Origin of the sequence: Janthinobacterium sp. P210005 (genome assembly GCF_036231865.1) — a bacterium.
In the GTDB taxonomy this organism is placed as follows: Bacteria; Pseudomonadota; Gammaproteobacteria; order Burkholderiales; family Burkholderiaceae_D; genus Janthinobacterium; species Janthinobacterium kumbetense.
In genome coordinates this window covers 101,778-127,854 of the sequence record NZ_JAZARC010000004.1, presented here as the reverse complement: position 1 = coordinate 127,854, position 26,077 = coordinate 101,778, and the positions used below count along the sequence as shown (strand labels likewise).

The 26,077-nt window shown below is 64.7% G+C and carries 20 protein-coding genes; 18 read left to right on the top strand and 2 right to left on the bottom strand.

Going from position 1 to position 26,077, the window contains the following annotated elements; translation table 11 throughout:
* Positions 1-81 precede the first annotated feature (81 nt).
* Entirely contained in the window at positions 82-1,443 is a 1,362-nt protein-coding gene (gene xseA, locus VPH40_RS17170; RefSeq protein WP_328574030.1) for an exodeoxyribonuclease VII large subunit, read from the bottom strand.
* A 335-nt stretch (positions 1,444-1,778) separates the two neighbouring features.
* Here xseA and VPH40_RS17165 point away from each other — a divergent pair, with 335 nt between their 5' ends.
* The 10 genes from VPH40_RS17165 to VPH40_RS17120 all read left to right on the top strand — a co-directional run bounded on the left by VPH40_RS17165 (position 1,779) and on the right by VPH40_RS17120 (position 10,004).
* Positions 1,779-2,252 carry a hypothetical protein gene (locus VPH40_RS17165; protein WP_328574029.1) on the top strand — a complete coding sequence of 158 codons (474 nt, stop codon included), beginning with the start codon at positions 1,779-1,781 and terminating at the stop codon, positions 2,250-2,252.
* A 521-nt stretch (positions 2,253-2,773) separates the two neighbouring features.
* Complete coding sequence (locus VPH40_RS17160) at positions 2,774-3,376, top strand: MotA/TolQ/ExbB proton channel family protein (protein ID WP_099665101.1); 603 nt, start codon at positions 2,774-2,776, stop codon at positions 3,374-3,376.
* A complete protein-coding gene (locus VPH40_RS17155; RefSeq protein WP_035825768.1) occupies positions 3,373-3,813 on the top strand; it encodes an ExbD/TolR family protein in 441 nt (146 codons plus the stop codon). The genes VPH40_RS17160 and VPH40_RS17155 overlap by 4 nt, the downstream gene beginning before the upstream one ends.
* Positions 3,814-3,887: 74 nt before the next feature.
* Entirely contained in the window at positions 3,888-4,943 is a 1,056-nt protein-coding gene (gene lpxK, locus VPH40_RS17150; RefSeq protein ID WP_328574028.1) for a tetraacyldisaccharide 4'-kinase, read from the top strand.
* Positions 4,924-5,100, top strand: a complete 177-nt coding sequence (locus tag VPH40_RS17145; RefSeq protein WP_010395789.1) for a Trm112 family protein — start codon at positions 4,924-4,926, stop codon at positions 5,098-5,100. The genes lpxK and VPH40_RS17145 overlap by 20 nt, the downstream gene beginning before the upstream one ends.
* 2 nt (positions 5,101-5,102) lie before the next feature.
* Positions 5,103-5,858, top strand: coding sequence for a 3-deoxy-manno-octulosonate cytidylyltransferase (kdsB, locus tag VPH40_RS17140; protein WP_305060752.1), 756 nt, complete (start codon positions 5,103-5,105; stop codon positions 5,856-5,858).
* Positions 5,859-6,102: 244 nt separating this feature from the next.
* The gene (gene adk, locus VPH40_RS17135) at positions 6,103-6,759 is read left to right on the top strand and encodes an adenylate kinase (RefSeq protein ID WP_077400901.1); all 657 of its coding nucleotides are present in this window, start codon (positions 6,103-6,105) and stop codon (positions 6,757-6,759) included.
* 180 nt (positions 6,760-6,939) lie between these two features.
* Positions 6,940-9,063: a sodium-translocating pyrophosphatase gene (locus tag VPH40_RS17130; RefSeq protein ID WP_289918351.1), complete on the top strand. Its 2,124-nt coding sequence runs from the start codon at positions 6,940-6,942 to the stop codon at positions 9,061-9,063.
* Positions 9,064-9,253: 190 nt separating this feature from the next.
* On the top strand, positions 9,254-9,640 hold the full coding sequence (locus VPH40_RS17125) for a hypothetical protein (RefSeq protein ID WP_099665097.1): 387 nt from the start codon (positions 9,254-9,256) through the stop codon (positions 9,638-9,640).
* A 13-nt stretch (positions 9,641-9,653) separates the two neighbouring features.
* Complete coding sequence (locus VPH40_RS17120) at positions 9,654-10,004, top strand: glycine zipper family protein (RefSeq protein ID WP_251349996.1); 351 nt, start codon at positions 9,654-9,656, stop codon at positions 10,002-10,004.
* Between the two features lie 129 nt (positions 10,005-10,133).
* Here the strand turns inward: VPH40_RS17120 and VPH40_RS17115 are convergent, their stop codons facing one another.
* Positions 10,134-12,191 (bottom strand): TonB-dependent receptor domain-containing protein, encoded by a 2,058-nt coding sequence (locus tag VPH40_RS17115; protein WP_328574027.1) that lies wholly within the window; start codon positions 12,189-12,191, stop codon positions 10,134-10,136.
* Positions 12,192-12,469: 278 nt separating this feature from the next.
* Between VPH40_RS17115 and VPH40_RS17110 the strand changes: the two genes are divergently transcribed.
* The 8 genes from VPH40_RS17110 to VPH40_RS17075 all read left to right on the top strand — a co-directional run bounded on the left by VPH40_RS17110 (position 12,470) and on the right by VPH40_RS17075 (position 26,077).
* Positions 12,470-12,907: a hypothetical protein gene (locus tag VPH40_RS17110; protein WP_099665095.1), complete on the top strand. Its 438-nt coding sequence runs from the start codon at positions 12,470-12,472 to the stop codon at positions 12,905-12,907.
* 152 nt (positions 12,908-13,059) lie between these two features.
* Positions 13,060-13,818: a 3-hydroxyacyl-CoA dehydrogenase gene (locus tag VPH40_RS17105; protein WP_328574026.1), complete on the top strand. Its 759-nt coding sequence runs from the start codon at positions 13,060-13,062 to the stop codon at positions 13,816-13,818.
* Between the two features lie 94 nt (positions 13,819-13,912).
* On the top strand, positions 13,913-15,688 hold the full coding sequence (ggt, locus tag VPH40_RS17100; RefSeq protein ID WP_305054467.1) for a gamma-glutamyltransferase: 1,776 nt from the start codon (positions 13,913-13,915) through the stop codon (positions 15,686-15,688).
* A gap of 41 nt (positions 15,689-15,729) precedes the next feature.
* Positions 15,730-16,899, top strand: a complete 1,170-nt coding sequence (locus tag VPH40_RS17095; protein WP_034751717.1) for a patatin-like phospholipase family protein — start codon at positions 15,730-15,732, stop codon at positions 16,897-16,899.
* Positions 16,900-16,998: 99 nt separating this feature from the next.
* On the top strand, positions 16,999-21,183 hold the full coding sequence (locus VPH40_RS17090) for a hybrid sensor histidine kinase/response regulator (protein WP_328574025.1): 4,185 nt from the start codon (positions 16,999-17,001) through the stop codon (positions 21,181-21,183).
* An 86-nt stretch (positions 21,184-21,269) separates the two neighbouring features.
* Positions 21,270-21,980: a response regulator gene (locus VPH40_RS17085; protein WP_077400918.1), complete on the top strand. Its 711-nt coding sequence runs from the start codon at positions 21,270-21,272 to the stop codon at positions 21,978-21,980.
* Between the two features lie 93 nt (positions 21,981-22,073).
* Positions 22,074-23,693 carry an AMP-binding protein gene (locus VPH40_RS17080; RefSeq protein ID WP_328574024.1) on the top strand — a complete coding sequence of 540 codons (1,620 nt, stop codon included), beginning with the start codon at positions 22,074-22,076 and terminating at the stop codon, positions 23,691-23,693.
* A complete protein-coding gene (locus VPH40_RS17075) occupies positions 23,690-26,077 on the top strand; it encodes a bifunctional salicylyl-CoA 5-hydroxylase/oxidoreductase (protein WP_328574023.1) in 2,388 nt (795 codons plus the stop codon). Before VPH40_RS17080 ends, VPH40_RS17075 begins: the two co-directional genes overlap by 4 nt.

Sequence of the window (26,077 nt, the reverse complement as noted above, 5' to 3'; positions counted from 1 at the left end):
TGGCGTAGGGGGAAAGAGCAGTAGCAGTAGCAGTCCACTCAGTAGGGAAGGTGTTGGGCCGGGGTTCTTCCCCGGCCTTTTTTATTCCAGGGTCGCCTGCACGCTGGCGATACCGATCTGCGCGCTGCCTTCGGCCAGGCGCACGTTGACGTTCTGGCGCGCCTGCAGCTGCGACGGCGAGCGCACGATCGCCCCTTTTTCATCGCGCAGGATGGCGTAGCCCCGTTCCAGGGTGCGCTGTGGATTGAGCAGTTCCAGCTGCGCCGCCAGGCCGTCGAGGCGGTGGCGGCGCTGCGTCAGTTGCTGCGCCATGGCCGCGCCGCCGCGCCGCTGCATTTCCACCAGGCGCGCGCGCGGCACCGCGACGTCGGGCCGCAAGGCCGCCCAGCGCGCACGCAGGCGTTCCAGTGCGTACTGCGACTGGTTCACGGGCGCGCGCGCCGCATGCGTCATGGCCGTCGACAGGGCCAGCAGCTGCAAACGCTGCTGCCGCAGCTGCGCCTTCGGGTTGAGCAGGCGGCGGCTGTGGCGGTCCAGGGTCTGCGCCGCATCGTCGAGGCTGCGGCGCATGGCGCGGCGCAGGTCCGCTGCATCGGCGCGCAGGGACGCCATCCAGTCGGCGCGCGGCGTGGCCGCCAGTTCGGCCGCCGCCGTCGGCGTGGCCGCGCGCAGGTCGGCCGCGAAGTCGGCGATGGTGAAATCCGTTTCGTGGCCCACGCCGCTGATCACGGGCATGGAGCAATCGGCGATCGCGTATGCCACGGCTTCATCGTTGAACGACCACAGATCCTCGATGCTGCCGCCGCCGCGGCATACCAGCAGCACGTCGCACTCGGCCCTGGTTGATGCCGTGCGGATGGCGTGCGCGATTTTTTCCGGCGCCTGCTGGCCCTGCACTGGCGTGGGGTAGAGGATGATGTTGACGTGCGGCGCGCGGCGCTTGAGCGCGATCAAGACGTCGCGCAGGGCGGCCGCCTGCGGGCTGGTGACGATGCCGATGCTGCGCGCGAACATGGGGATGGCGCGCTTGCGCTCTTGGTCGAACAGCCCTTGCGCGGCCAGCTTTTCCTTCAGGCGCTGGAACGCTTCATACAGGGCGCCTACGCCGGCGCGACGGATGGCTTCCACGTTGATCTGGTAATCGCCGCGCGCGCCGTACAGGGTGACGAGGGCGCGCACTTCGACCTTGTCGCCTTCGCGCGGCGTGAAGCCGGCAAACTGGGCGCGGCCGCGGAACATCACGGCGCGCACCTGGGCGCCATCGTCCTTCAGGGTGAAATACCAGTGGCCGGAAGCGGCGCGCGTGAAGTTGGAAATCTCGCCGGCGATCCAGGTCAGGGGAAACGAGCGCTCGAGCAGGCGCGCGACGGCCTGGTTCAGGGCGCTGACGGTCAGCACGGGCGGGGCGGCAAAGCCGCTGTCAGTCGGGGTGTCGGTCATCATCAAGCTGGGGGGAGGTGAGGGAACTGTCCACATATTATCGGCGAGGTCATGCTTATGTCATATATCGTGCAAAACAACAAGTTCTATTTCTAAGTATTTGATTTCATGATGAATTCCCATATGCCTGATTTGCGAGCACAGGGAAAAAAACCTTTAATATCAAGCACATCAGTATAGCCCCCGCCACTTACGCACAAAGTTATCCACAGAAAGTGTGCGGAACTTTTTGCCTTGGACAAACATGGCCCGGCAAGCCGGCATTGACCGATAAAAATGCCTTGCTACATTTTTGCGCACGGAAATAAAGAGCATAGGAATCAAGCGCTTAGTATGCCATGCATGGCTTTGCGCACAATCTTATCCACAAAAAATGTGCAGAACTCTGGCGCGGCGCCGGATTTATCCACCGGAATGCCTATGGCATGGCTTGCCTGAATTTTGCGCAGCATAAAAATAGCCATATATATCAAGGATATAGCATCACATCGTGGGCCTTGCTCACAATCTTATCCACAGAATATGTGCAAAACTGCATAAATCATTTCGCTTTTTCGCTTGCTTTTCCACCGCGCGGCCAAGCCGTTGCGCTGCCTCATTTTTCAGCATTGAAAAAAACTCCTTTAAAATCAATGCTCTTGCATGGAGTCAATCCGCTTGCTCACAATCTTATCCACACTTTATGTGCGAAACTGCCTTTGCGGTGGAAAACTGCCGTTTCGAAGCGCAATCGGGCCGATAAAAGCCCGCTTTTCAGCGCTTGCCACATTTTTATGCATGGCAATAAAAACGATATAAATCAAAGTACTTAGCGCGTATCCTTGCGCTTGCACACAATCTTGTCCACAGATTGTGTGCAGAACTTTGACGGTCTCCCTGGCGTCGATTTCGTGCTCGCTGCCACTTTTTTACTCATTGATTTAATTTCTTTTAAAATCAATGACTTAATTGAATTCCTTGGCTTTGCGCACAATCTTGTCCACAGTAAATGTGCAGAACTCTTGAATTCTTGATTTTATGACATTGACTCCTGTCGATAAGCTGCTATGCCTGTATTTTGCGCAGTACAATAATTCGCTTGTAAATCAAGGGCTTGCATGCTGGACTTCATGCTTGCTCACAATCTTATCCACACAAAGTGTGCAAAACCGGGTGTGCTTGGCGCACGCCCGCCGCGCCGTGTGGACAAGTGCCATGCGGGCGCCACTTGCCGCCGGCGCGGCAACGCGCTACATTGCGCCATTCCCGCGCGGACGTACAATCGGTCTTCGGCGCTCGGTACAATACAGGCTGTTCGGGCGGTCCATCGCCTTTCCTCTATCAGGAGTTTCTTTTGCTCGCTATATTTCAAGCCGCTGGCTGGCCCATCTGGCTGTTGTTGATCGCTTCCATCGTCGCCCTGGCCCTGATCATCGAGCGCCTGCTGTATTTGCGCCGCGTCAAGATACTGCCCCGCAAGCTGTTTGATGAAGTGGTGCAGGTGTATCGCAGCGGCAAGATCACGCCGGACACGGTGGCCAAGCTGGAAGACAACTCGCCGCTGGGCGTGGTGCTGGCCGCCGCCCTGCGCAACGTCGACGCGCCGCGCGAAGTGATGAAGGAATCGATCGAAGAGGCAGGCAGCGGCGTGGCTCACACGCTGGAACGTTTCCTGACGACCCTGGGCACCATCGCCACCCTGGCGCCGCTGATGGGGTTGTTCGGCACGGTGATCGGCATGATCGAGATTTTTGCCTCGCCCGGCGCCACCGCGTCGAACGCGGCGCTGTCGCACGGTATTTCCGTCGCCTTGTATAACACGGCCTTTGGTCTGGCCATCGCCATGCCGGCCCTGATTTTCTACCGCCACTTCCGCGCCCTCGTCGACAGCTTCGTCATTGACATGGAGCAACAAGCGGTCAAGTTCGTCGACATCGTCCACAGTGGCCGCCAATGAACTTCCGCAAAGGCAAGGGGCGTGAAGACCCCGAAATCAACCTGATCCCGTTCATTGACGTGTTGCTGGTGATCCTGATCTTCCTCATGGTCAGCACCACCTACAGCAAGTTCACGGAGCTGCAGATCACCTTGCCGACGGCCGATGCCGAGCAAGCGAAGGACAAGCCGCAGCAGCTCGACGTCACCATCGATGCCAAGGGTAACTACACGGTCAACCGCGAACCCGTCTCGTTCCGCGACGTGGCCGGCCTGGCTGACGCCTTGCAGGATGCGGCCAAGGCGGCCAATGGCGGCAAGGCGCCCGCGCAGACGCCCGTGGTGGTGGTCAACGCCGACCAGTTCGCCATGCACCAGATGGTCATCCACGTGATGGAAGCGGCGCGACTGGCCGGCTATGAAAAGCTGACGTTTGCGGCGCAGGCGGGCGGCAAGTAAGTTCCTACCGTTACCGGCAACAAAATTGGGGTCTGACCCGCCGGGTCAGACCCCAGCCCTTTACCCTTCACCGCATGCCCACTTCCTCACCCCTCAAGCTTGAATCCACTCTCACCCGCGCCTGGCTGACGCGCGGCCCGCTGGCGTGCGCGCTGTGGCCCGTGTCGCTGTTGTTCGGCGCCTTGAGCAGCGTCAGGCGCGGCCTGTACCGGGCAAATCTCCTGACATCGGCGCGCCTGCCCGTGCCCGTCGTCGTCGTCGGCAACATTTTCATCGGCGGCACGGGTAAGACGCCGCTGACGATCTGGCTGGTGCAAGCCTTGCGCGACGCGGGCATGCGCCCGGGCGTCATTTCGCGCGGCCATGGCAGCGCCGACCGCTTGCCGCGCGCCGTCAGCGCCGCCTCCACGCCGCAGCAGGTGGGCGACGAGCCGCTGCTGATCTTCCAGCGCGGCGGCTGCCCCGTGGTGGTGGGGCGCGACCGCGCGCAAGCGGGCAGGGCGCTGCTGGCCGCGCACCCGGACGTCGACGTGCTGGTGACGGACGACGGCTTGCAGCATTACTCCTTGCAGCGCGACGTGGAAATCGTGCTGTTCGACGGCCGCGGCGCCGGCAATGGCTGGCTGCTGCCGGCGGGGCCCTTGCGCGAATCGCCGCGCCGCCGGCGCGACGTGACGGTGATCAATGCGCCCGAGCTGGCGCCGGCACTGGTGGACCAGGTCGCGCCGCAAGGCGGGCTGGTGGTGCAGATGCGGCTGGCCGGCGGCGTGGCCGAGCGCCTGCTGAATCGCGGCGAAAGCATGGCCCTTGCCGACCTGGCGGCCAGCGGCCGGCGCATCGTGGCGGCGGCCGGCATCGGCAATCCTCAGCGCTTCTTTACCATGCTGCGCGGGGCCGGACTGGACTTCACGGAGCTGCCCCTGCCCGACCACCACGACTTCCTCGACCAGCCATTTGCCGCCCTCGACACGGATGTGATCTTGATCACCGAGAAGGATGCAGTAAAATGTGCGCAAATTGAACATCTCAAAGATGACCCGAGACTGTGGGTCGTCCCCGTCAGTGCGCGCATCGATAGCGCGCTGGCCCAACAAATTGTGGAGAAATGTCGTGGACGCTCGACTGCTTGATATCCTGGTCTGCCCTGTTTGCAAGGGTCCGCTTGAACACGATAAGAAGGCGCAGGAACTGATTTGCCGCGCCGACCGTCTGGCCTATCCTATCCGCGATGGCATCCCCATCATGTGGGCGGACGAAGCGCGCACCCTGCAAGACGCAGTGGAATAACGATGGCGTTCATCGTCATCATCCCGGCCCGCCTGGCCTCGACGCGCCTGCCGGGCAAGCCGCTGGCCGACCTGGGCGGCAAACCCATGGTGGTGCGCGTGGCCGAGCAGGCGCTGCTCTCGGGTGCCGCGCGCGTCATCGTCGCCACCGACCATGACAGCATCCGTGCCGCCTGCGCCGCGCATGGCGTGGAAGTGTGCATGACGCGCAGCGACCATCCGTCGGGCACGGACCGCATCGCCGAAGTGGCGCGCACGCTCGGGCTGCCGCCGGACGCCGTCGTCGTCAACCTGCAGGGCGACGAACCGTTGATCGATCCGGCCCTGCTGGCCGCCTGCGCGGCGCAGATCAGCGCCGCCGTCCCCATGGCTACCTGCGCCCATCCGCTGCATGATGTGGCCGACGCGTTCAATCCGAACGTGGTGAAGGTCGTGCTGGACAAGAACGGCCGCGCCTTGTATTTCTCGCGCGCCACCATCCCGTGGCACCGCGACGGCTTCGCGCAGTCGAAAGACAGCTTGCCGGCAGGTTACGTGCCCCTGCGGCATATCGGCCTGTATGCGTACAGCAATGCGTTTTTGCAAGAATATCCGCAATTGTCCGCCTCGCCGCTGGAAGCCATCGAAGCGCTGGAGCAGCTGCGCGTGCTGTGGCACGGTGTTGCCATCGCCGTCCACGTGACCGATAGCGCCCCGGCCGCCGGTGTCGACACCCCGGAAGATCTTGCCAGGGTGCAAGCCCACTACGGCGCCCTGTAAGCGCTACCCGCAAAACGGCAGGCGTGCAAATATAATTTTGTGCGCCTGCAGTAAAAACCACATTTTGAAACGTGCGCCGCGCGAATTGCTGGCTTTGATCAATCAGGGCATAGCAATTCGATAGCAAACTGGCGTTCCGGGGATTTTTTGTGGTAAGTTTCGTAGGGAAAGATAGCCTTAGCAACACCATCTAAAAAAAATTACACATACCACCATCCAAAATCTGTTTTTTAGGAACTTTTCAATGCGTCTGATACTTTTAGGAGCACCCGGTGCCGGCAAGGGCACCCAAGCTAATTTCATCAAAGAAAAATACAACATTCCACAAATCTCCACGGGCGACATGCTGCGCGCGGCGATCAAGGAAGGCTCCGAACTGGGCCTGGCCGCGAAAAAAGTCATGGATGCGGGCGGCCTCGTGTCGGACGACATCATGATCGGCCTGGTCAAGAATCGCCTGCAGGAAGCCGATTGCGCCAATGGCTACCTGTTCGACGGCTTCCCGCGCACCATCGCGCAAGCGGACGCCATGAAAGACGCCGGCATCAATGTCGACTACGTGCTGGAAATCGACGTGCCTGACGCTTCGATCATCGAGCGCATGGACGGCCGCCGCAGCCACCCGGGTTCGGGCCGCGTGTATCACGTCAAATTCAACCCGCCCAAGGTCGACGGCGTCGACGACATCACCGGCGAACCGCTGATCCAGCGCGACGACGACAAGGCGGAAACGGTCAAGAAGCGCCTGGACGTGTACCACAACCAGACCAAGGTCTTGTTGGGCTACTACAATGACTGGGCCAAGTCCGGCCTGCCAGGCGCACCGAAATACCGCCGCATCGCCGGCGTCGGTCCGGTCGAGCAAATCCGCGACAGCGCATTTGCCGCCCTGGCGGAATAAGCAGTTTATGAAAAGCGGACCTGAGTGTCCGCTTTTTTTGTGCCCGCTTTTCAACAGCGGTGCCGCATCGTTTTCGTAGTTCAGGTTTTTTGCAGGTCGTGTTTTCCTGGCTGCGCGTGCCTACCCGGTGCGGTCTGCAGCTGTTGGCAATGACGTCGGATAAAAACAGAAGGGGACGATATGGCAGCCAGCTTGTGGTTTGCGGTAGCCTGCGGCGTGGTCGCAGTCATTTACGGTTTGGTGTCGCGCAGCTGGATCCTGAGGCAGGATCCCGGCAACGCGCGCATGCAGGAAATTGCCCTGGCCATCCAGCAGGGCGCGGCCGCCTACCTGGCGCGCCAGTACCGCACCATCGCCATCGTCGGCGTGGTGTTATTGATCGCCATCTATGCGCTGCTTGGCCTGCACACGGCGCTGGGCTTCTTGATCGGCGCCGTGCTGTCGGGCGCCTGCGGCTTCATCGGCATGAATGTCTCCGTGCGGGCCAATGTGCGCACGGCGCAGGCGGCCACCCTGGGCATCAACCAGGCGCTGAACGTGGCCTTCAAGGGCGGGGCGATCACGGGCATGCTGGTGGTGGGACTGGGCCTGCTGGGCGTGACCCTGTTCTACTGGCTGCTGGCGACGACGGGCGCGCCCGGCCTCACGCAGCATGACCTGATCAAGCCCCTGATCGGCCTGGCCTTCGGCGCCTCGCTCATTTCCATCTTCGCGCGGCTCGGCGGCGGCATCTTTACCAAGGGCGCCGACGTGGGCGCGGACCTGGTGGGCAAGGTGGAGGCGGGCATCCCCGAGGACGATCCGCGCAACCCGGCCGTCATCGCCGACAACGTGGGCGACAACGTGGGCGACTGCGCCGGCATGGCGGCCGACCTGTTCGAAACCTATGTCGTGACCCTGATCGCCACCATGCTGCTGGGCGCACTGCTGATGGCAGAGGCCAGCAGCACGGCCATCATCTACCCGCTGCTGCTGGGCGCCGTCTCCATCCTCGCATCCATCGTCGGCTGCTCGATGGTCAAGACGGCCCCCGGCAAGAAGATCATGTCGGCCCTGTACACGGGCCTGTGGTGGGCGGCCGGCCTGTCGCTGGTCGGTTTTGCCGTGGTCACGTGGCTGCTGTGGCCCGACGACGCCATGCGCTACAAGATGCTGGGCGCCACCGTCGTCGGCATCGTGCTCACGGGCCTGATGGTGTACATCACCGAGTACTACACGGGCACGGATTTCAAGCCCGTGCGCCACATCGCCGAAGCGTCGACGACGGGCCACGGCACGAATATCATCGCCGGCCTGGGCGTGTCGATGAAGTCCACGGCGTATCCGGTGCTGGCCGTCTGCGTCGCCATCCTCGTTTCGTATCAATTGGCGGGCCTGTACGGCATCGCCATCGCGGCCACTTCCATGCTGTCGATGGCGGGCATCATCGTCGCCCTCGACGCGTATGGCCCCATCACGGATAACGCGGGCGGCATCGCGGAAATGTCGGGCTTGCCCGACTCCGTGCGCGCCATCACCGATCCTTTGGATGCCGTCGGCAACACGACCAAGGCCGTCACCAAGGGCTACGCCATCGGCTCGGCGGGGCTGGCCGCGCTGGTGCTGTTCGCCGACTACACGCATGCGCTCGAATCCGTGGGCCAGCACATCACCTTCGATTTGTCGAACCCCATGGTCATCGTCGGCTTGTTCATCGGCGGCTTGATACCGTATCTGTTCGGCGCCATGGCGATGGAAGCCGTGGGCCGCGCAGCAGGCGCCGTGGTGGTGGAGGTGCGGCGCCAGTTCCGCGACATCAAGGGCATCATGGAAGGCACGGCGCGGCCAGAATACGACAAGGCCGTGGACATGCTGACGGCGTCGGCCATCCGCGAAATGATCGTGCCGTCCCTGCTACCCGTGGTGGTGCCCATCGTCGTGGGCATGCTGCTGGGGCCTGCGGCGCTCGGTGGCTTGCTGATGGGGACGATCGTCACGGGCCTGTTCGTGGCCATTTCCATGACCACGGGCGGCGGCGCCTGGGACAATGCGAAGAAATACATCGAGGATGGCCATTTCGGCGGCAAGGGTTCGGACGCGCACAAGGCGGCCGTCACGGGCGACACGGTGGGCGACCCGTACAAGGATACGGCCGGTCCGGCAGTGAACCCCTTGATCAAGATCATCAATATCGTGGCCCTGCTGCTGGTGCCGCTGCTGCCGGCCACGGGCTGGCTGGCCGTCAAGGCGCCGGCACCCATCCACGCGCCCGCGCCGCCCATCCTGGCACCGGCGACACCCGTGCAAAGCTTGCCCGCGCAATAAACTGCGCCATCCCCGCAGCCCCGTGGCCAGCGCCGCGGGGCTGTTTGTATTTTGCGCAAATGAAACTTTCCTGCCGTCCATATCCTCGGCGTATCAAAGGTGAGCAATTGTTACGGCGCCTTTGCTTGTGCTGGCTCTCTGTCAATAATGAAACGAGTGTCACAGTTGGGCATGAAGGCGGGAGGATGTCATGGACAGCATCAGCAGGAAGGGCGGCGCGCTGGCGGCGCTCTTGGTATTGGCGGTCACGGCGGGAGTGGCTCAGGCGGCGCCGGGCCGGCATGGCGGCTTTCACGGCGGCCACGGCCACTTCCATGGTCGTTCGCACGTGGGCGTCTGGGTGGGATATCCCTGGTGGTATGGCTACGGGCCGGGCTGGTATGGCGACCCGTGGTATGGCTATCCCTATCCATATGGGCGCACCCTGATCGTGCAGCCGCCGCCCGTGTACATCGAGCAGGGCGGCGAGCCGACGGCGCAGATGTGGTACTACTGCGCGAGGCCGCAGGGCTATTATCCCTATGTGAAAAATTGCAGTACGGCATGGCGTGCCGTGTTGCCGACCAGCGTGCGCTGACGGGGAGGCGACGATGAACACGAAAGCGTTGATGGGGCGTGCCGGCCTGCTGGCGCCCCTGCTGCTGGCCGCCTGCACGGTGATGCCGGAAGGGCCGTCGGCCACGGCCTTGCCCGGCACGGGCAAGAGCCTCGAGCAATTCCGCGTCGATGACGGCAGTTGCCGTGGCTACGCGCAGGCGCAGCTGGCCGGCCCGGGCGCGGCCGACAGTTCCTCGCATGGCATGCAGCGCAGTTACGATGATTCTTATCAAAAATGCATGTATGCGAGCGGCCACAAGGTGCCCGCGGCCGGGCGGATGCTGGGCAGCGTGCCGGCGAATGCCGCCACGCCGCCGCCCGATACGCCGCCGCCCCGGTACTAGGTTGCTACAACGCCTGGCACAAGCGTAGCGAGCGGAAGGGGGATGCGGTTGAGACGCGCAACTGTACGGAGGTACAGTGAGCATCGCAGACCGCAACCCGCGACGCGCAGCAGGTTTTGACAGGCGTGTTTAGAAGCGCGACGTCAGGCCGACGAACATGCGCCGTCCCGGCACGTAGTAGTCGACCAGTCCATCGGCCATCGGACCCTTCTTGAACAGGTTTTGCACGCCGCCACGCACGGTCCATTGCGGCGTGACCTTGTACGACACGACGGTGTCGACGATGGTGTAGGCCTTGTCGGCCAGCTTGCCGGCGTCGAGTTCCTTGCCCGTGTACTGGGCCGATACTTCGCCGAACAGCTGGTCGTTGACTTGCCAGCCCAGCGCCGAGTACCACGACAGTTTTGGCGTCGACAGCAGGTTGGCGCCCGTGGTCAGGTTTTTCGCTTCCGCCATGTAGGTGACGTTGTTACGCCAGTTCAGGTTTTTCGTCAGCGGGATGGTGGCCGTCGCTTCCAGGCCGCTGGTGCGCGCCTTCTGGATATTCGTCATCTTGGTCCACCAGCGCTGCTGGTAAAAGCCCAGCGGCGCATAGTCGATCTTGTTCTTGAAATCCGTGTGGAACCAGGTCAGGCCCACATCCCAGCCATTCTGTTCCCACGCCACGCCGATCTCGCCGGCCGTGCTCGTTTCCGGCTTCAAGTCCGCATTGCCGGCCATGTAGCAGTCGCCCTTGATGTAGCCCAGCGGCTTGAGGCTGCCGCAACCGCGTCCGGCCGAGTTGGTCGCTGCCGCTGGCGAGTTTTCCTTCAGGCTCGGGGCGCGGAAGCCTTGCGAGATGCCGCCCTTGATGGTCCAGGCGGGGGCAGGGTGGTACACCAGGTACAGGCGCGGACTGTAATGGTTGCCGAACTTGCTGTGGTGATCGAGGCGCAAGCCGGCCGTGGCCGTCAAGTCCTCGCGCAGGAACAATTGATCTTCCGCAAACAGGGCCGAGGTGGTGCCGGACAGGGTCGCGCCGCTCACGGTGTTGCCCAGGTAATCGGTGGGTACGGTGCCGATGGTGTTCGTGTTCGTCAATTCCTGGTGCTTCCACTGGCCGCCCATCACCAGCATTTGCTCGATGCCGCCCCAGCCGACCCGTTTTTCCAGGCTGGCATCGAGCGTGCTGTCCTTGGATTTTGCCACCGTGCCGACGAATTGGTTGTCGAAATCGTTGTGATACAGGTTGACCGTGGTCTTGCCGAAGTCCCAGCGGCCTTCGTAGCCGAGGCTGACGCTCTTGCGTATCAGCTTGTTGGCGCCCCAGCTGGGAACCAGCGACTCGCCGTCCGCATCGCGTGTGCTCGAACCGCTGGCTTCCTGCCTGCCATAGCTGGCGTCCAGCGACAGGTTCTGTTTCTTGCCCAGCGCCCAGGTCAGCTGGCCCGAGACAGTCTGGTTGCGTTCGCCGCCGATGCCGCCCGCTTTGTCGAATTTTTCATCGGGATTCTGGCGCGTCTGGCTCACGCCCAGGCGCATGCCCACCGTGTCCGACAGGGGGCCGGCCAGGTTGACGCCCAGCTGGTGCGCCGTGCCGCGGTCGCTTTCCTGCGGTTGCGTGTAGTTGGCCGTGGCCGAACCGTTCCACTTGCCCGGCACCTTGCGCGTGATGATGTTGATCACGCCGCCCATGGCGTCCGAACCGTACAGCGACGACATGGGTCCGCGCACCACTTCGATGCGCTCAATCATGTCGGGCGAGATCCAGTTCAAGTCCTGGCGGCCCAGGTCGGGACGGTAAGCCGTGTCGCTCGAGCTGCCCACGCGCTTGCCGTCGACCAGGATCAGGGTGTATTTGTCGGGCAAACCGCGCAGCTTGATCTTCGACGCTTCGCCTTCGGGGCCGGTGCCGCCCGTCACGCCGGGGATACGGCGCAGCAAGGTATTCAAGTCATACACGGGCTGGCGCTCGATTTCCTCGCGCGTGATGACGCTGATGCTGGCCGGCGCATCCTTGATGTCGATGGCCGTGCCGGACGCCGTGACGACCACCGTGTTCATGGTGGGATCGGCGGCCACATTGCCTTCGGCCCAGGCGCTGCTGACGGCCAGCGAGAGCAGGCAGGGCAGGAGCAGGGCGGCGGAATGCATGGAGCGGGCGGGAGTGGAAACGGGGGCTGCGAAGGCGGGACTACGCTTGGTCATGGTGAACTTTCCGGATGTTGTTATTTCCTGGCTGCCTTCCGGGTGGCTCGGGTATGAATGAATGAAAAGAGTAAAAAATGCGCTCCCATCCTGCGAATGAGAATAAGAATCGTTCTTATTGTAATGCCATACTGGCAAGAAGGAAAGTGCTGAAAGGAAATAAAACACCGTTACGCTGTGCGCATGGCAGGTACAAGCGTGACAAATTGTTACCCGCGCTGGCATCTGGCGCGGCGTGTGCCAATAATGAAAGTTGCGATGGATGCTTGGGAGGCGGCATGAAGAGGCTGGCAAAAACGATATCGGCACTGGCGTGCTCCATGCTGCTCGCTGGCGGCCATGCCCGGGCGCAGGAGCAGGCGGCGCCTGCCGAGTCCTTGACTGAGCCTTTGCCCGTGTGCCAGCTCGACCCGCGCGACAGCGGCAAGCTGGCGGTGGAGCCGTGCCGCCCGGCGCCGCCCGTGCAGCCGCGCCGTTCCGTGGCGCAAGTGATCGGCCGCATGCCGGCGCAGCCTGCGTCACCGGTCGTGCCCATCGCGCCCCTGCCGCCCAGCCCGGCCGTGCCGATGCCGCGCGCGCCGCAGCCCATCGGCTCATGCGACTCAGGCGGTTGCCGCGATGCGGCAGGCGCGCGCTACAACGGCGCGGGCAACGCCACGCTTGATGCCAACGGGCGCATCTGCCACCGCAATGGCGCTTTCATGCAGTGTTTTTAACTTTCTCATTCGCCAGCGCTGCAAGTTTTCGCTCGGTGACCATAAAAATGGCTACAATTGTCGCCGACATTACGTTTACGTAAACGTAATGATGGCATCATGTATCAACCATCAGGCGCCGGGAACACGGCCCTTATCACTCAGGAGATTTCATGCAGATTCAGGACAATGTATTCATCATCACGGGCGGCGCATCGGGCTTGGGCGCGGCCACGGCACGCATGCTGACGGCGGCCGGCGGCAAGGTCGTGCTGGCCGACGTGCAGACGGAAGCGGGCCAGGCGCTGGCCGCTGAACTCGGTGGCGTGTTCGTCCAGTGCGACGTGACGTCGGAAGAGGACGGCCTGGCCGTGGTGGCGGCAGCCACGAAGCTGGGCACCTTGCGCGGCCTGATCAACTGCGCCGGCGTGGCGCCTGCCGTGAAAACCGTGGGCAAGGATGGCCCGCATCCGCTGGCCCTGTTCCAGAAGGTCGTCAACATCAACCTGGTGGGCACCTTCAATATGTGCCGCCTGGCGGCCGACGCCATGGCGAAACAGGATGCGACGGCCGAAGGCGAGCGCGGCATCATCATCAACACGGCTTCCGTGGCGGCCTACGATGGCCAGATCGGCCAGGCCGCGTATGCGTCGTCGAAGGCGGCCGTGGTGGGCCTGACCCTGCCGATGGCGCGCGACCTGTCGCGCAACGGCATCCGCGTGATGACGGTGGCGCCCGGCATTTTCGAAACACCGATGTTGCTGGGCATGCCGGCCGAAGTGCAGGATGCACTGGGCAAGATGGTGCCGTTCCCTTCGCGCCTGGGCAAGCCCGGCGAATACGCGCAACTGGTGAAAGCCATCGTGGAAAACGTCATGCTCAATGGCGAGACCATCCGCCTGGACGGCGCCATCCGCATGCAGCCCAAGTAAGGGGCAGTGCCCTGACGGGCATTTGATGTAGGATACCCCCGTATGGGGCGTACAGCCTTGCCTGGCTGTGCGCCCTTTTTTTATCGGAGAATCCATGATCATATTGAAGCCGCTGGCACTGAGCCTGACCTTGCTGGGAGCCCTCGCTGCCAGTCCCGCATTTGCCGAAGTGCCGCAAAAGGCGCCGGAAATCGCCACCGCGTATGCGGAAAAATCGGGTTGGGCGGCACAGAAATTCATGGTCGCCGCTGCCAATCCGCTGGCCGCCGATGCCGGCTACCAGATGCTGAAAAAGGGCGGCAGCGCCATCGACGCGGCCATCGCCACGCAGCTGGTCCTCACCCTGGTCGAGCCGCAATCGTCGGGCATCGGCGGCGGCGCCTTTTTGCTGTACTCCACGGCCAAGGGCGTGCAAGCGTTCGACGGACGCGAAACGGCGCCTGCCAGCGCCGATGAACACCTGTTCCAGAATGCCGACGGCAGCCCCGTCTCGCGCGCCACGGGCGTGGTGGGCGGGCGTTCCGTGGGCGCGCCGGGCGTGCTGCGCATGCTGGAACTGGCGCACAAGGAACATGGCAAGCTGCCGTGGGCGACCCTGTTCGGCCCCGCCATCAAGCTGGCGCACGGCGGCTTTCCCGTCAGCCAGCGCCTCAACGGCTTGCTGAACTGGGACCAGGCCCTGAAGCGCGACCCTGTCGCCGCCGCGTATTTCTATGATCCGGACGGCAAGGCCTGGCCCGTCGGCCACGTGCTGAAAAACCCGCAGCTGGCGCGCACCCTGCGCGAGATCGCCCGTGGCGGCGCCGACGCGTTTTACAACGGCCGCATCGCGCGCGACATCGCCGCCAAGGTGGCGGCGCATCCGACCAATCCGGGCAAGCTGACGGCGCAGGACATCGCCGGCTACCGCGCCAAGGTGCGCGAACCCGTCTGCAGCGATTACAAGGCCTGGACCGTGTGCGGCATGCCGCCGCCATCGTCGGGCGGCATCGCCATCGCGCAGATGCTGGGCATGCTGGAAGTGAAGGATATCCGGCCGTATGCGCCCGTCGACGGCGTGCTCGATGCGCAGGCGATCCACCTGTTCTCGGAAGCGGGGCGCCTGGCCTACGCGGACCGGAACCGCTACGTGGCCGACACGGACTTCGTGCCGCTGCCCGGCAATGGCGTCGCTTCGATGCTGGATAAAACCTACCTGGCGCAGCGCGCCTCGCTGATCGGCGACAAATCCATGGGCAAGGCCATGCCTGGCACGCCGCCGGGCATGCAGGTGGCGTGGGGCATGGACAACGCCTTGCAGCGCCCGTCGACGTCGCACCTGGTGGCGGTGGACGCTTTTGGGGGCGGCCTGTCGATGACCACCAGCGTGGAAGACGCGTTCGGTTCGCGCCAGATGGTCGACGGCTTTTTGCTGAATAACCAGCTGACGGATTTCTCGTTCGATTCGCGCGATGCCGACGGCCCCATCGCCAACCGGGTCGAAGCGGGCAAGCGTCCGCGCAGCGCCATGTCGCCCACCCTCGTGTTCGAGAAGGGCACGCACAAGCTGGTGCTGGCGACGGGTTCGCCCGGCGGTTCGTCCATCATCAACTATGTCGCCAAGGTGCTGGTCGGCACCATGGACTGGGGCTTGAACGTGCAGCAGGCGATCAGCCTGCCGAACTTCGGCAGCCGCAATGGCCCGACGGAGCTGGAAAAGGGCCGCGCGCCCGCCGCGCAAGTCGAGGCGCTGCAGGCGATGGGCCACGAGGTGCGCGTGATCGAACAGAACTCGGGCTTGCAGGGCATCATGCGGCTGAATGCGCACGGCAAGGATTTCTGGTTTGGCGGTGCCGATCCGCGTCGTGAAGGCATGGTCAAGGGAGATTGAAACTTTTCCACAAAGTATCAAGACCCTGCTAATCTGCCGGCATGGGAATGCAAAATAAAACAGGCTTGATACTCACGGGAGGAGGCGCCCGTGCCGCCTACCAGGTGGGCGTGCTGCAGGCGATTTCGGCGATTTTGTGGGAAGCGGGCTGGGCGCCGGCGCGCAACCCGTTCGACATCATCTGCGGCACCTCAGCCGGCGCCATCAACGCCACGGCGCTAGCCTGCCGTGCCGACAACTTCGGCGAAGGCGTGCAAAAGCTGCTCGACGTGTGGCAGCACATCGAAGTCGAGCAAGTCTACCGGGCCGATTCGCTGGGCGTGATCCGCTCGGGCGCGCGCTGGCTGTCGTTGCTGTCGTTCGGCTGGCTGCTGCGCCAGTGGCATGCGTCGCCGCCCAGTTCCCTGCTCGATAATACGCCGCTGGTCAGCCTGCTGCACCGCATGCTCGACCTGCCGCGCCTGGACGCGGCCCTGGCCGACGGCCTGCTGCATGCGCTGGCCGTGACGGCGTCGTCGTACTCGGGCAGCCGCCACATGACGTTTTACCAGACGGCCGAGGATATCGCGCCCTGGGTGCGCACGCAGCGCCTGGCCCTGCCGGACCAGATCGGCGTGGAGCACTTGCTCGCCTCGGCCGCCATCCCCTTCATCTTTCCCGCCGTGCCCCTGTACGTGGGCGGCCAGCGCGAATACTGCGGCGACGGTTCCATGCGCCAGCTGGCCCCGATCTCGCCGGCGATCCACCTGGGCGCGAACAAGGTGCTGGTGGTGGGGGCGGGGCGCATGACGGAACCGGCGCCCGCCGCGTCCGAAGCGGCACGCTACCCGAGCCTGGCGCAGATTGCCGGCCACGCGCTGTCGTCGATCTTCCTCGACGGCCTGGCCGTCGACATCGAACGCCTGAACCGCATCAACCTGACCCTGTCGATGCTGCCGCCCGAATTGCTGGGCAAGACGGCCTTGCGGCCCGTGGAATTGCTGGTCATCGCGCCGTCCGAGCGGCTCGACGCCATCGCCAGTCGGCATATCGGCAGTTTGCCCCGCCCCATCCGCACCATGTTGTCGGGTATCGGCGCGGCCGAAGCACGCGGCGCGGCGCTGGCATCGTATTTATTGTTCGAATCGACGTATACTAACGAGCTGATCCGTCTTGGACAGCGCGATACGCAAGCCCGCAAGGATGATGTCCTGGCGTTCTTTGGTTCCTGAGACGGCCCCAGGAGCGGTGTGCGGGTTTTTCGCGTTTTTTTTGACAGGACGATTGTGCTGGTATTTCGACGTGTTTGCGATGTTGCTTTACTGTTAATTTTGCTGCTGGGCGTCCCGGCCGCGGCGGCGCCTGCGCCCACCCTGCGTTTCGACCAGCTCAGCGTCGACCAGGGCCTGGCGCAGGAGTCGGTGCTGGCCATCGCCCAGGACCGGCAGGGCTATATGTGGTTCGGCAGCCAGTCTGGCCTGAGCCGCTATGATGGCTACCGCATGGTCGTCTACAAGAATATCGAGGGCGACAAGACCAGCCTGGCCGACAATTGGGTGGGCGAGCTGCACGTCGATAGCCAGGGCCAGCTGTGGATCGGCACCGACAATGGCCTGGACCGCTTCGACGCCGCCAGCCAGACCTTCATCCATTACGTTCCGGCCGAAAAGAGCAAGCGCGGCAACGGCAACCGGCATATCCACGCCATCCTCGACGATGGCGCGCGCGGCTTCTGGATCGCCACCTCGGACGGCTTGCAGCATTTCGACCCCGCCACGGGCACCTTCCGCACCTGGCACCATGAAGAGGGCAATCCGCACAGCCTGGGCGACAATGAAATCAAGGCGCTGGCGCTGGACGCGCAACAGCGCCTGTGGATCGGCACGGTAACGGGCCTGGACATGCTGGCGCCTGGCAGCGAGCGCTTCGAGCATTTTGCCGTCGACACGGAGCCAGGCTCGAAATACAACGTGATCCAGTCGCTGCTGATCGACCGCCAGCAGAACCTGTGGATCGGCACCATGGCGGGCGCCGAGCGCTGGCGCCTGGGCGGCGCCGGCCAGCCGCCGCAGGCGCGCGTGCGCTTCGGCGAGAAGCATGGCTTTTCCGCCATCCGCGTGGCCAGCCTGTACCAGGATGTCGACGCCACCGTCTGGCTGGGCAGCAATGCCGATGGCCTGTTCCGCTGGCTGCCCGGCAGCGACACCTTCCTGCAATACCGGCATCAGACGGGCGACAAATTCAGCGTCGCCGACAACCAGCTGTCGTCCTTGTACCGCGACCGCGCGGGCACCTTCTGGGTCGGCTCCTGGTACAGCGGCGTGAGCCGGGTCGACCTGGGCAGTGGCGGCTTTTCGCGCATGGCGCGCGCGCCCGGCGACGTGGGCGCGCTGGCGGACAAGAAAGTGCGCGCCGTGGCCGATGCGGGCGATGGCAAGCTGTGGCTGGCCACCAAGGGCGGCCTGAAACTGTACGACACGCGCGACGGCAGCTCGCGGCTGTTCGATCTGCGCAGCTCACCCGGCATGTCGCGCGACGAGCAGGTCACGACCCTGTACAAGGCGCCGGACGGCGTGCTGTGGGTGGGCGGTTCGACGGGCTTGCACCGCTTCGATCCGGCCCTCGGGCGCTTCTTCACCATGCGCTTTGCCGCCGGCGACCCGAATAGCGACACGATCCGCAATATCGTGAGCGACCGCAGCGGTATGCTGTGGGTCTCGACGCGGGGCGGCGTGCACCGCTTCGACCCCGTCAGCCGCCGCTTTACCACCTACCGCCACGACCCGGCCAACCCGAACAGCTTGTCCGACAACATGGTGCGGCCCGTGCTGGAAGACGGCAAGGGGCGCTTGTGGATAGGTTCCTTCCACGGCCTGGACTTGCTGGACCGCGCCAGCGGCCACTTCCGCCATTTCCGCCACGATCCGCAAAACCCGCATAGCCTGAGCCACGACGAGGTGCATTACCTGCACGAGGACAAGCGCGGCGTGCTGTGGGTGGGCACGGCCAATGGCTTGAACCGCATGGACGTCGACGCCAAGGGCGAGATCCGCTTCCGCCGCTTCGTGCGCAAGGATGGCATGGCCGACGACGCCGTCGCCAGCATCCTCGGCGACGACAACGAGCAGCTGTGGCTGAGCACGAACAGCGGCATCACGCGGCTCGACATGCGCAGCGGCCTGTTCCGCAATTACGACAGCGCCGATGGCACCGTGGAAGGCTCGTATTTCGATGGCGCGGCCCTGCGCGCGGCCGATGGCACCATGTATTTCGGCGGCTTTAACGGCATGACGGCGTTTGTGCCGGAGGATATCCACGACAACCGCGTGCCGCCGCTGGTGGCCATCACGGAGCTGCAGATATTCAACAAGCCGGTGGCCATCGGCCGCGGTGAGTTCGCGCACGTGCTCAAGGCGGCGATCGACCACACGCGCAACTTGGTGCTGATCAGCCGCGAAAGCGTCTTTTCGCTGGAATTCGCGGCCCTGCATTTCGCCGCGCCCCAGCGCAATATGTTCGCCTACCGGCTCGAAGGCTTCGACCAGGACTGGGTCATGACGGATGCGGGGCGGCGCTTTGCCACCTACACCAACCTCGATGCCGGCAACTACGTGTTTCGCGTCAAGGCGGCCAACAAGGACGGCGTGTGGAACGAGAGCGGCGCCACCCTGGCCATCACGATTCTGCCGCCGTTCTGGAAAACCTGGTGGTTCCGCACCCTGATGGCGGCGCTGCTGCTGGGCGTCATCTATGGCGCGTACCGCCAGCGCGTGCGCGCGCTGCGGCATCAGCAGAATGAACTGGAAAAGCAGGTCAGCGAACGCACGGCGGAGTTGCAGAGCAAGGAAATCGAAGTGCTGGCCCAGTCGGAAAAACTGGCGCAAGTCAACAGCAGCCTGACGAAAAACGAGGAAAGCCTGCGCCAGGCCAAGCGCAAGGCCGAGGATGCGACGCGCCAGAAGTCGGAATTCCTGGCCAACATGAGCCACGAGATGCGCACGCCCCTGGCCGGCGTGATCGGCATGCTGGGCTTTGCCCTGCGCGACGAGCAGCTGCACGACGCCACGCGCGAGCAGATCCTGCGCGGCCAGGCCAACGCCCAGTCGCTGCTGGTGATCATCAATGACTTGCTCGATTTTTCCAAGATCGAGGCGGGCAAGCTGAGTATCGAAAACATCGATTTCGCGCTCGGCGCGGCGATCGAGACGGTCGTCACCCTGTTCGAGGAGCAGGCTGCCGCGCGCAGCATCGGTTTCGCCATCGATTTCGCGCCCGACCTGCCGCCCTTCGTGGTGGGCGACCCGACCCGCTTGCGCCAGGTGCTGGTCAACCTGGTCGGCAATGCCTTCAAGTTCACCCAGCGCGGCGGCGTCAGCCTGAGCGTCGAACGGGCCGGCGTGGCCAGCGGCAGCGGCGGACGCAAGGTCAACCTGATCCGCTTTACCGTCAGCGACAGCGGCATCGGCATCGATGCCGAGGCCATGGCGCGGCTGTTCCAGAAATTCGAGCAGGCCGACGCCAGCACCACGCGGCGCTACGGCGGCACGGGACTGGGCCTGGCGATCTGCCGCCAGCTGGTCGAACTGATGGATGGCCAGATCGAGGTGGCCAGCACGCCGGGGCAGGGCAGTACCTTTGCCTTCACCTTGCCGCTGGCCGATGGCGTGGCGCCGCCGCTGGTGCCGCAGGTGGCGCTGGCGCCGCACAGCCACCAGTTGCGCGTGCTGTGCGCGGAAGACTTCCCCACCAACCAGATCATCATCCGCGTCATGCTCGAAGAGCTGGGGCACCGGGTCGACGTGGTTGCCAACGGCGTGCTGGCGGTGGCGGCTTGCGTGCATACGCGCTATGACCTGATCCTGATGGACGGGCGCATGCCGGAGATGGACGGCGCCACGGCGACGCGCCTGATCCGTGTGGGCGGCTGGCCGGACCAGCCCGTGCGCGACCAGGAATTGATGATCGTGGCCCTGACGGCGAACGCCAGCGAAGAAGACCGCAGCCGCTATCTTGGCGTCGGCATGGATGATTTCCTCAGCAAACCCGTCGACGAGGCGGTGCTGCATGGCTTGCTGGCGCGCGCCATCGAGCGCCAGCTGCAGCGCGGTTTCATGTTGCCGCGCATGCCGTCGAACGCGCCGCGCGGCACGGCGCGGGGACAGGCCGAACTCGACGCCCTGTTCGGCATCGCGCCGGCACTTCCCGTCGCGGCGCCTTCCCAGTCCATTCGCAGCGGCGAACTGCAACGGCGCATCCGCGTCGCCTTCGTCGCCGACCTGGAAGGGCGTTTGCGTGAACTCGACGACGCCCTGGCGGCGCAGGACAAGGACAACGCCGGGCGCCTGCTGCACGGTTTGAAGGGCAGCGCCGCCTACCTCGATGAAACGCAGCTGCACATGCTGTGCACGGAAATGGAAGAAGCGGCGGACGGCGGGCGCTGGACGCAGGTGGCCCTGCATTTGCCGCAATTGCGCGCACTGTTGGCGCAAATAGCCGTTTCGGGCAAGGAAATGTAAAATAGGCAATGCCGGCCATGGAGCGCGCGGCGAAACTGGGTAGAATACGGCCAGGCACCGAGACGCTGCCGCCAATGGAGAAAGCAATGAAAGTACTGGTGGTTGACGATGATGTCGTGTCGCGCATGGTATTGATGCATCTGATCGACAGCTGTGGCGTGCACGATATCGTGGAAGCCGAAGATGGCGCGGCGGCGTGGGAACAGCTCGAAGGCGGCTTGCGCCCGTCGCTGTGCTTCTGCGACTTGCGCATGCCGCGCCTGTCCGGCATGGAGCTGCTGCAGAAAATCCGCTCCGACAGCGCGCTTGATGCCATGCCGCTGGTGCTCGTGTCGTCGGCCAATGACCAGGACACGGTGCGCGACGCCGTGCAGGCCGGCGCCGCCGGCTACATCGTCAAGCCTTTCCAGCCGGAGCAGGTGCGCCAGCATATCGATGCCTGCTTCGACGTCTCGGCCTTGCCGGCCGAGGCGCCGCGCGACACCTTGCAGCGGCTGGGCATCGACAGCGAACGCCTGCTGGCGTATCTGACGGGCTTTCAGGGACAGATAGTCGCCGCCAGCGAACAGGTCGACGCCTTGCTGGCGCGCGGCGAACCGGCCCAGGCGCGCCAGCAGCTCGAACGGCTGCACCTCGGTTGCCGCACCCTGGGGTTACATGGCGCGGAAGCCGGGATGATGGCCCTGCTGCAGGCCTCGGTGCTCGATGGCGACCAGATGCAGACGGCGCTGGCCGCGCTGGCGCGCAGCGTGGCGCAGCAGGCGCGCCTGCTGCGGCAACAGGACGGGATCGACTGAATCTGCTGTTTTTTGCTTGCCGGGAAAATACTTTAGGTTTAAAGTATCTGCTTCCGGGCCTTGTGCACGCGCCCGCTACCAGCCAGGATGAGCATGAGCAGCGACCCTTCGCCTACCACCGCATCTCCCCAGGACGACTTTGCGCGCACGCATTTGCCGCCGCGCGCACTCTGGCCGCAGCTGTGCCTGGACTTGCCCGAACTGCAGTATCCGGCGCGCCTCAATTGCGTCGCCGCGCTGCTCGATGCCGCCGTGGCCAATGGCGGCGGCGGGCGCATCGCCATCCTTGCCGACGGCCAGCGCTGGACGTACGCGCAGCTGGCGCGGCAGGTCGACCGCATCGCCCACGTGCTGCGCAGCGACCTGCGCCTGATCCCCGGCAACCGCGTGCTGCTGCGCGGCGCGAATACGCCCATGATGGCCGCCTGCCTGCTGGCCGTGCTGAAAGCGGGCTGCATCGCCGTGCCCACCATGCCGCTGCTGCGCGCGCGTGAACTGTCCACCATCCTGGCCAAGGCGGAAGTGAACGCCGTGCTGTGCGCGCAAGGCTTGCGCGGGGAACTCGATGGCGTGCCTGGCTTGCCCGCCATGCTGTGCTTTGGCGCCGAGGGCGCCGAACTGGAACAGCGCATGGCGGCCCACGATGCGCCATTTGCCGCATGCGATACGGCGGCCGACGACGTCTGCCTGATCAGCTTTACCTCGGGCACGACGGGCGTCCCCAAAGGCACCATGCACATGCACCGCGACCTGCTGGCCATCTGCGACTGCTTTCCCCGCTCCATGCTGCAGGTGCGCGCTGAGGATATCTTCATCGGCACGCCGCCGCTGGCGTTCACCTTCGGCCTCGGTGGCTTGCTGCTGTTCCCCCTGCGCTTTGGCGCTTGCGCCGTGCTGCTGGAAAAACTCACGCCCGACGGCCTGCTGCGCGCCATCGAGGCCTATCACGCCACCATCTGCTTCACGGCGCCCACCTTTTACCGCCAGATGGCGCTCCTGGCGGCCAGCCACGACCTGCGCAGCCTGCGCCTGTCCGTCTCGGCCGGCGAAGCGCTGCCGCTGGCCACGCGCGACGCCTGGCAGGCGGCGACGGGCCTGGCCATGACGGACGGCATCGGCGCCACCGAGATGCTGCACATCTTCATTTCCGCCACGGGCGAGGGCATCCGCCGCGGCGCCATCGGCAAGGCCATCCCCGGCTACCAGGCATGCATCGTCGATGACGCCGGCGTGCCGCAGCCGCCCGGCGTGACGGGCCGCCTGGCCGTGAAAGGCCCTACCGGTTGCCGCTACCTGTCCGACCCGCGCCAGCGCGAGTATGTGCAGAATGGCTGGAACCTGACGGGCGACACCTTCGAGATGGATGCCGACGGCTATTTCTATTACCGCTCGCGCAGCGACGACATGATCGTCTCGGCCGGCTACAACATCGCCGGCCCGGAAGTGGAAGAGGCGCTGCTGCGCCACCCGGCCGTGGCCGAATGCGGCGTGGTCGGGCGCGCCGATGCCGAGCGTGGCCAGATCGTCGAGGCGCACGTGGTGCTCAAGGAGGGCTGCCAGGTCAGCGACCTGCTTGCGGCCGAACTGCAGGACTTCGTGCGCCAGCAGATCGCCCCGTATAAATACCCGCGCGCCATCCATTTCCTGCCTTCCCTGCCGCGCACGGAAACGGGCAAGCTGCAGCGCTTCAAACTTCGCACGGACACTCCATGAATATTGTCTGCATCGGCGGCGGCCCCGCCGGCCTGTATTTCAGCCTGCTCATGAAAAAGCAGGACCCCGCGCACCGCATCACTGTCATCGAGCGCAACCGCCCGTACGACACCTTTGGCTGGGGCGTCGTGTTTTCCGACCAGACCCTGGGCAACCTGGCCAACGCGGACGAGCCGACGGCGCGCGCCATCCTTCAGGCGTTCAACCACTGGGACGATATCGAGATCCACTTCAAGGGCGAGACCGTGCGCTCCGGCGGCCATGGCTTTTGCGGCATCGGCCGCAAGCGCCTGCTCAACATCCTGCAGGCGCGCTGCGAGGAACTCGGCGTGCAGCTGGTGTTCGAGACGGAAGTGCAGGACGACCAGGCCATCGCGCGCCAGTACGGCGCCGACCTGGTGATCGCCAGCGACGGCTTGAACAGCCGCATCCGCACGCGCTATGCGGCCAGCTACCAGCCCGAGATCGACCAGCGCCATTGCCGCTTCGTCTGGCTGGGCACGCGCAAGAAATTCGAGGCCTTCACGTTCGCCTTCCGCCAGACGCCGCACGGCTGGTTCCAGGCGCATATCTACCAGTATGACGGCGACACCTCGACCTTCATCGTCGAAACGCCCGAACATGTGTGGCGTGCGGCGGGCCTCGATGCCATGAGCCAGGATGAGGGCATCGCCTTTTGCGAAGCCCTGTTCGCCGAGGAACTCGATGGCCACGGCTTGCTGAGCAATTCGCCGCACCTGCGCGGCTCGGCCCAGTGGATCACCTTCCCCCGCATCGTCTGCCGCCAATGGGTGCACCGCCAGGATGGCGTGCCCGTCGTGCTGATGGGCGACGCGGCCCACACGGCGCATTACTCCATAGGCTCGGGGACCAAGTTGGCGCTGGAAGACGCCATCGAACTGGCGCGCTGTTTCGGCCAGCATGCCGACGCCGCTGCCGGTACGGATGCTGCGCTGACCGCCTACCAGCAGCTGCGCACCATCGAGGTGCTCAAGATCCAGAGCGCGGCGCGCAATTCCATGGAATGGTTTGAAAACGTCGAGCGCTACAGCGCCATGGAAGCGCCGCAGTTCGCCTATTCCATGCTCACGCGCAGCCAGCGCATCTCGCATGAAAACCTGCGCCTGCGCGACCCTGCCTACGTAGCCGATTACGAGCGATGGCTGGCGTGGCGCGCGCGTGAGCAGGCCGGCGTGGCGATGCGGGACGAGGTCCTGCCGCCCATGCTCACGCCTTTCCGCTTGCGCAGCGTGCTGCTGAAAAACCGCATCGCCGTCTCGCCGATGGCGCAATACAGCGCCGTCGATGGCGTGGCGGGCGACTACCATCTGATGCACCTGGGCGCGCGCGCCATGGGCGGCGCGGGGCTGGTATTTGCCGAGATGACGTGCGTGTCGGCCGATGCGCGCATCACGCCCGCCTGCCCGGGCATGTACAGCGAAGCGCACACGCAGGCCTGGCGCCGCATCGTCGATGTCGTGCATGCCAACAGCGATGCGAAGATCGCCCTGCAGCTGGGCCACGCGGGGGCGAAAGGCTCGACGCGGCCCATGTGGGATGGCATCGACCTGCCCTTGAAAGAGGGTAACTGGCCGCTGATCTCGGCCTCGGAGCAGCAATACCTGGCCGGCGTGTCGCAGGTGGCGCGTGCGGCCACGGAAAGCGACCTGGCGCGCATCGAGCAGGATTTCGTGCGCGCCACCCTGGCGGCGGCCGTCGCCGGTTTCGACTGGCTGGAGCTGCATTGCGCGCACGGCTATCTGCTGTCGAGTTTTATCTCGCCGCTGACCAACCGCCGCACGGATGAATATGGCGGCAGCCTGGAAAACCGCTGCCGCTATCCGCTGCGCGTGTTCCGCGCCATGCGCGCCGCCTGGCCGCAGGATAAACCCATGAGCGTGCGCATCTCGGCCCACGACTGGGTCGATGGCGGCATCACGCCTGACGACGCCGTCGTCATCGCGCGCCTGTTCAAGCAGGCGGGCGCCGACTTGATCGACTGCTCCTCGGGTCAGGTCAGCAAGCTCGAACAGCCCGTGTACGGGCGCATGTTCCAGGCGCCGTTCGCCGACCGCGTGCGCAACGAGGCGGGCATCGCCAGCATGGCCGTCGGCTCGATTTTTGAAGCCGACCACGCCAACAGCATCATCGCCGCCGGGCGCGCCGACCTGTGCGCCGTGGGCCGGCCGCACCTGGCCAACCCCGCCTGGACTCTGACGGAGACGGCGCGCATCGGCTACAGCGGTGCCGGTGCCGTCTGGCCGAAACAGTACCGGCCGGGCCAGCAGCAGCTGGAACGCAATCTGCAGCGCGAGCGCCAGCTGGCGGCCGCCAATACGGGTCTCACCCCGCAACAGGTGGCCGCGCGGCTGCTGGAAGGATGA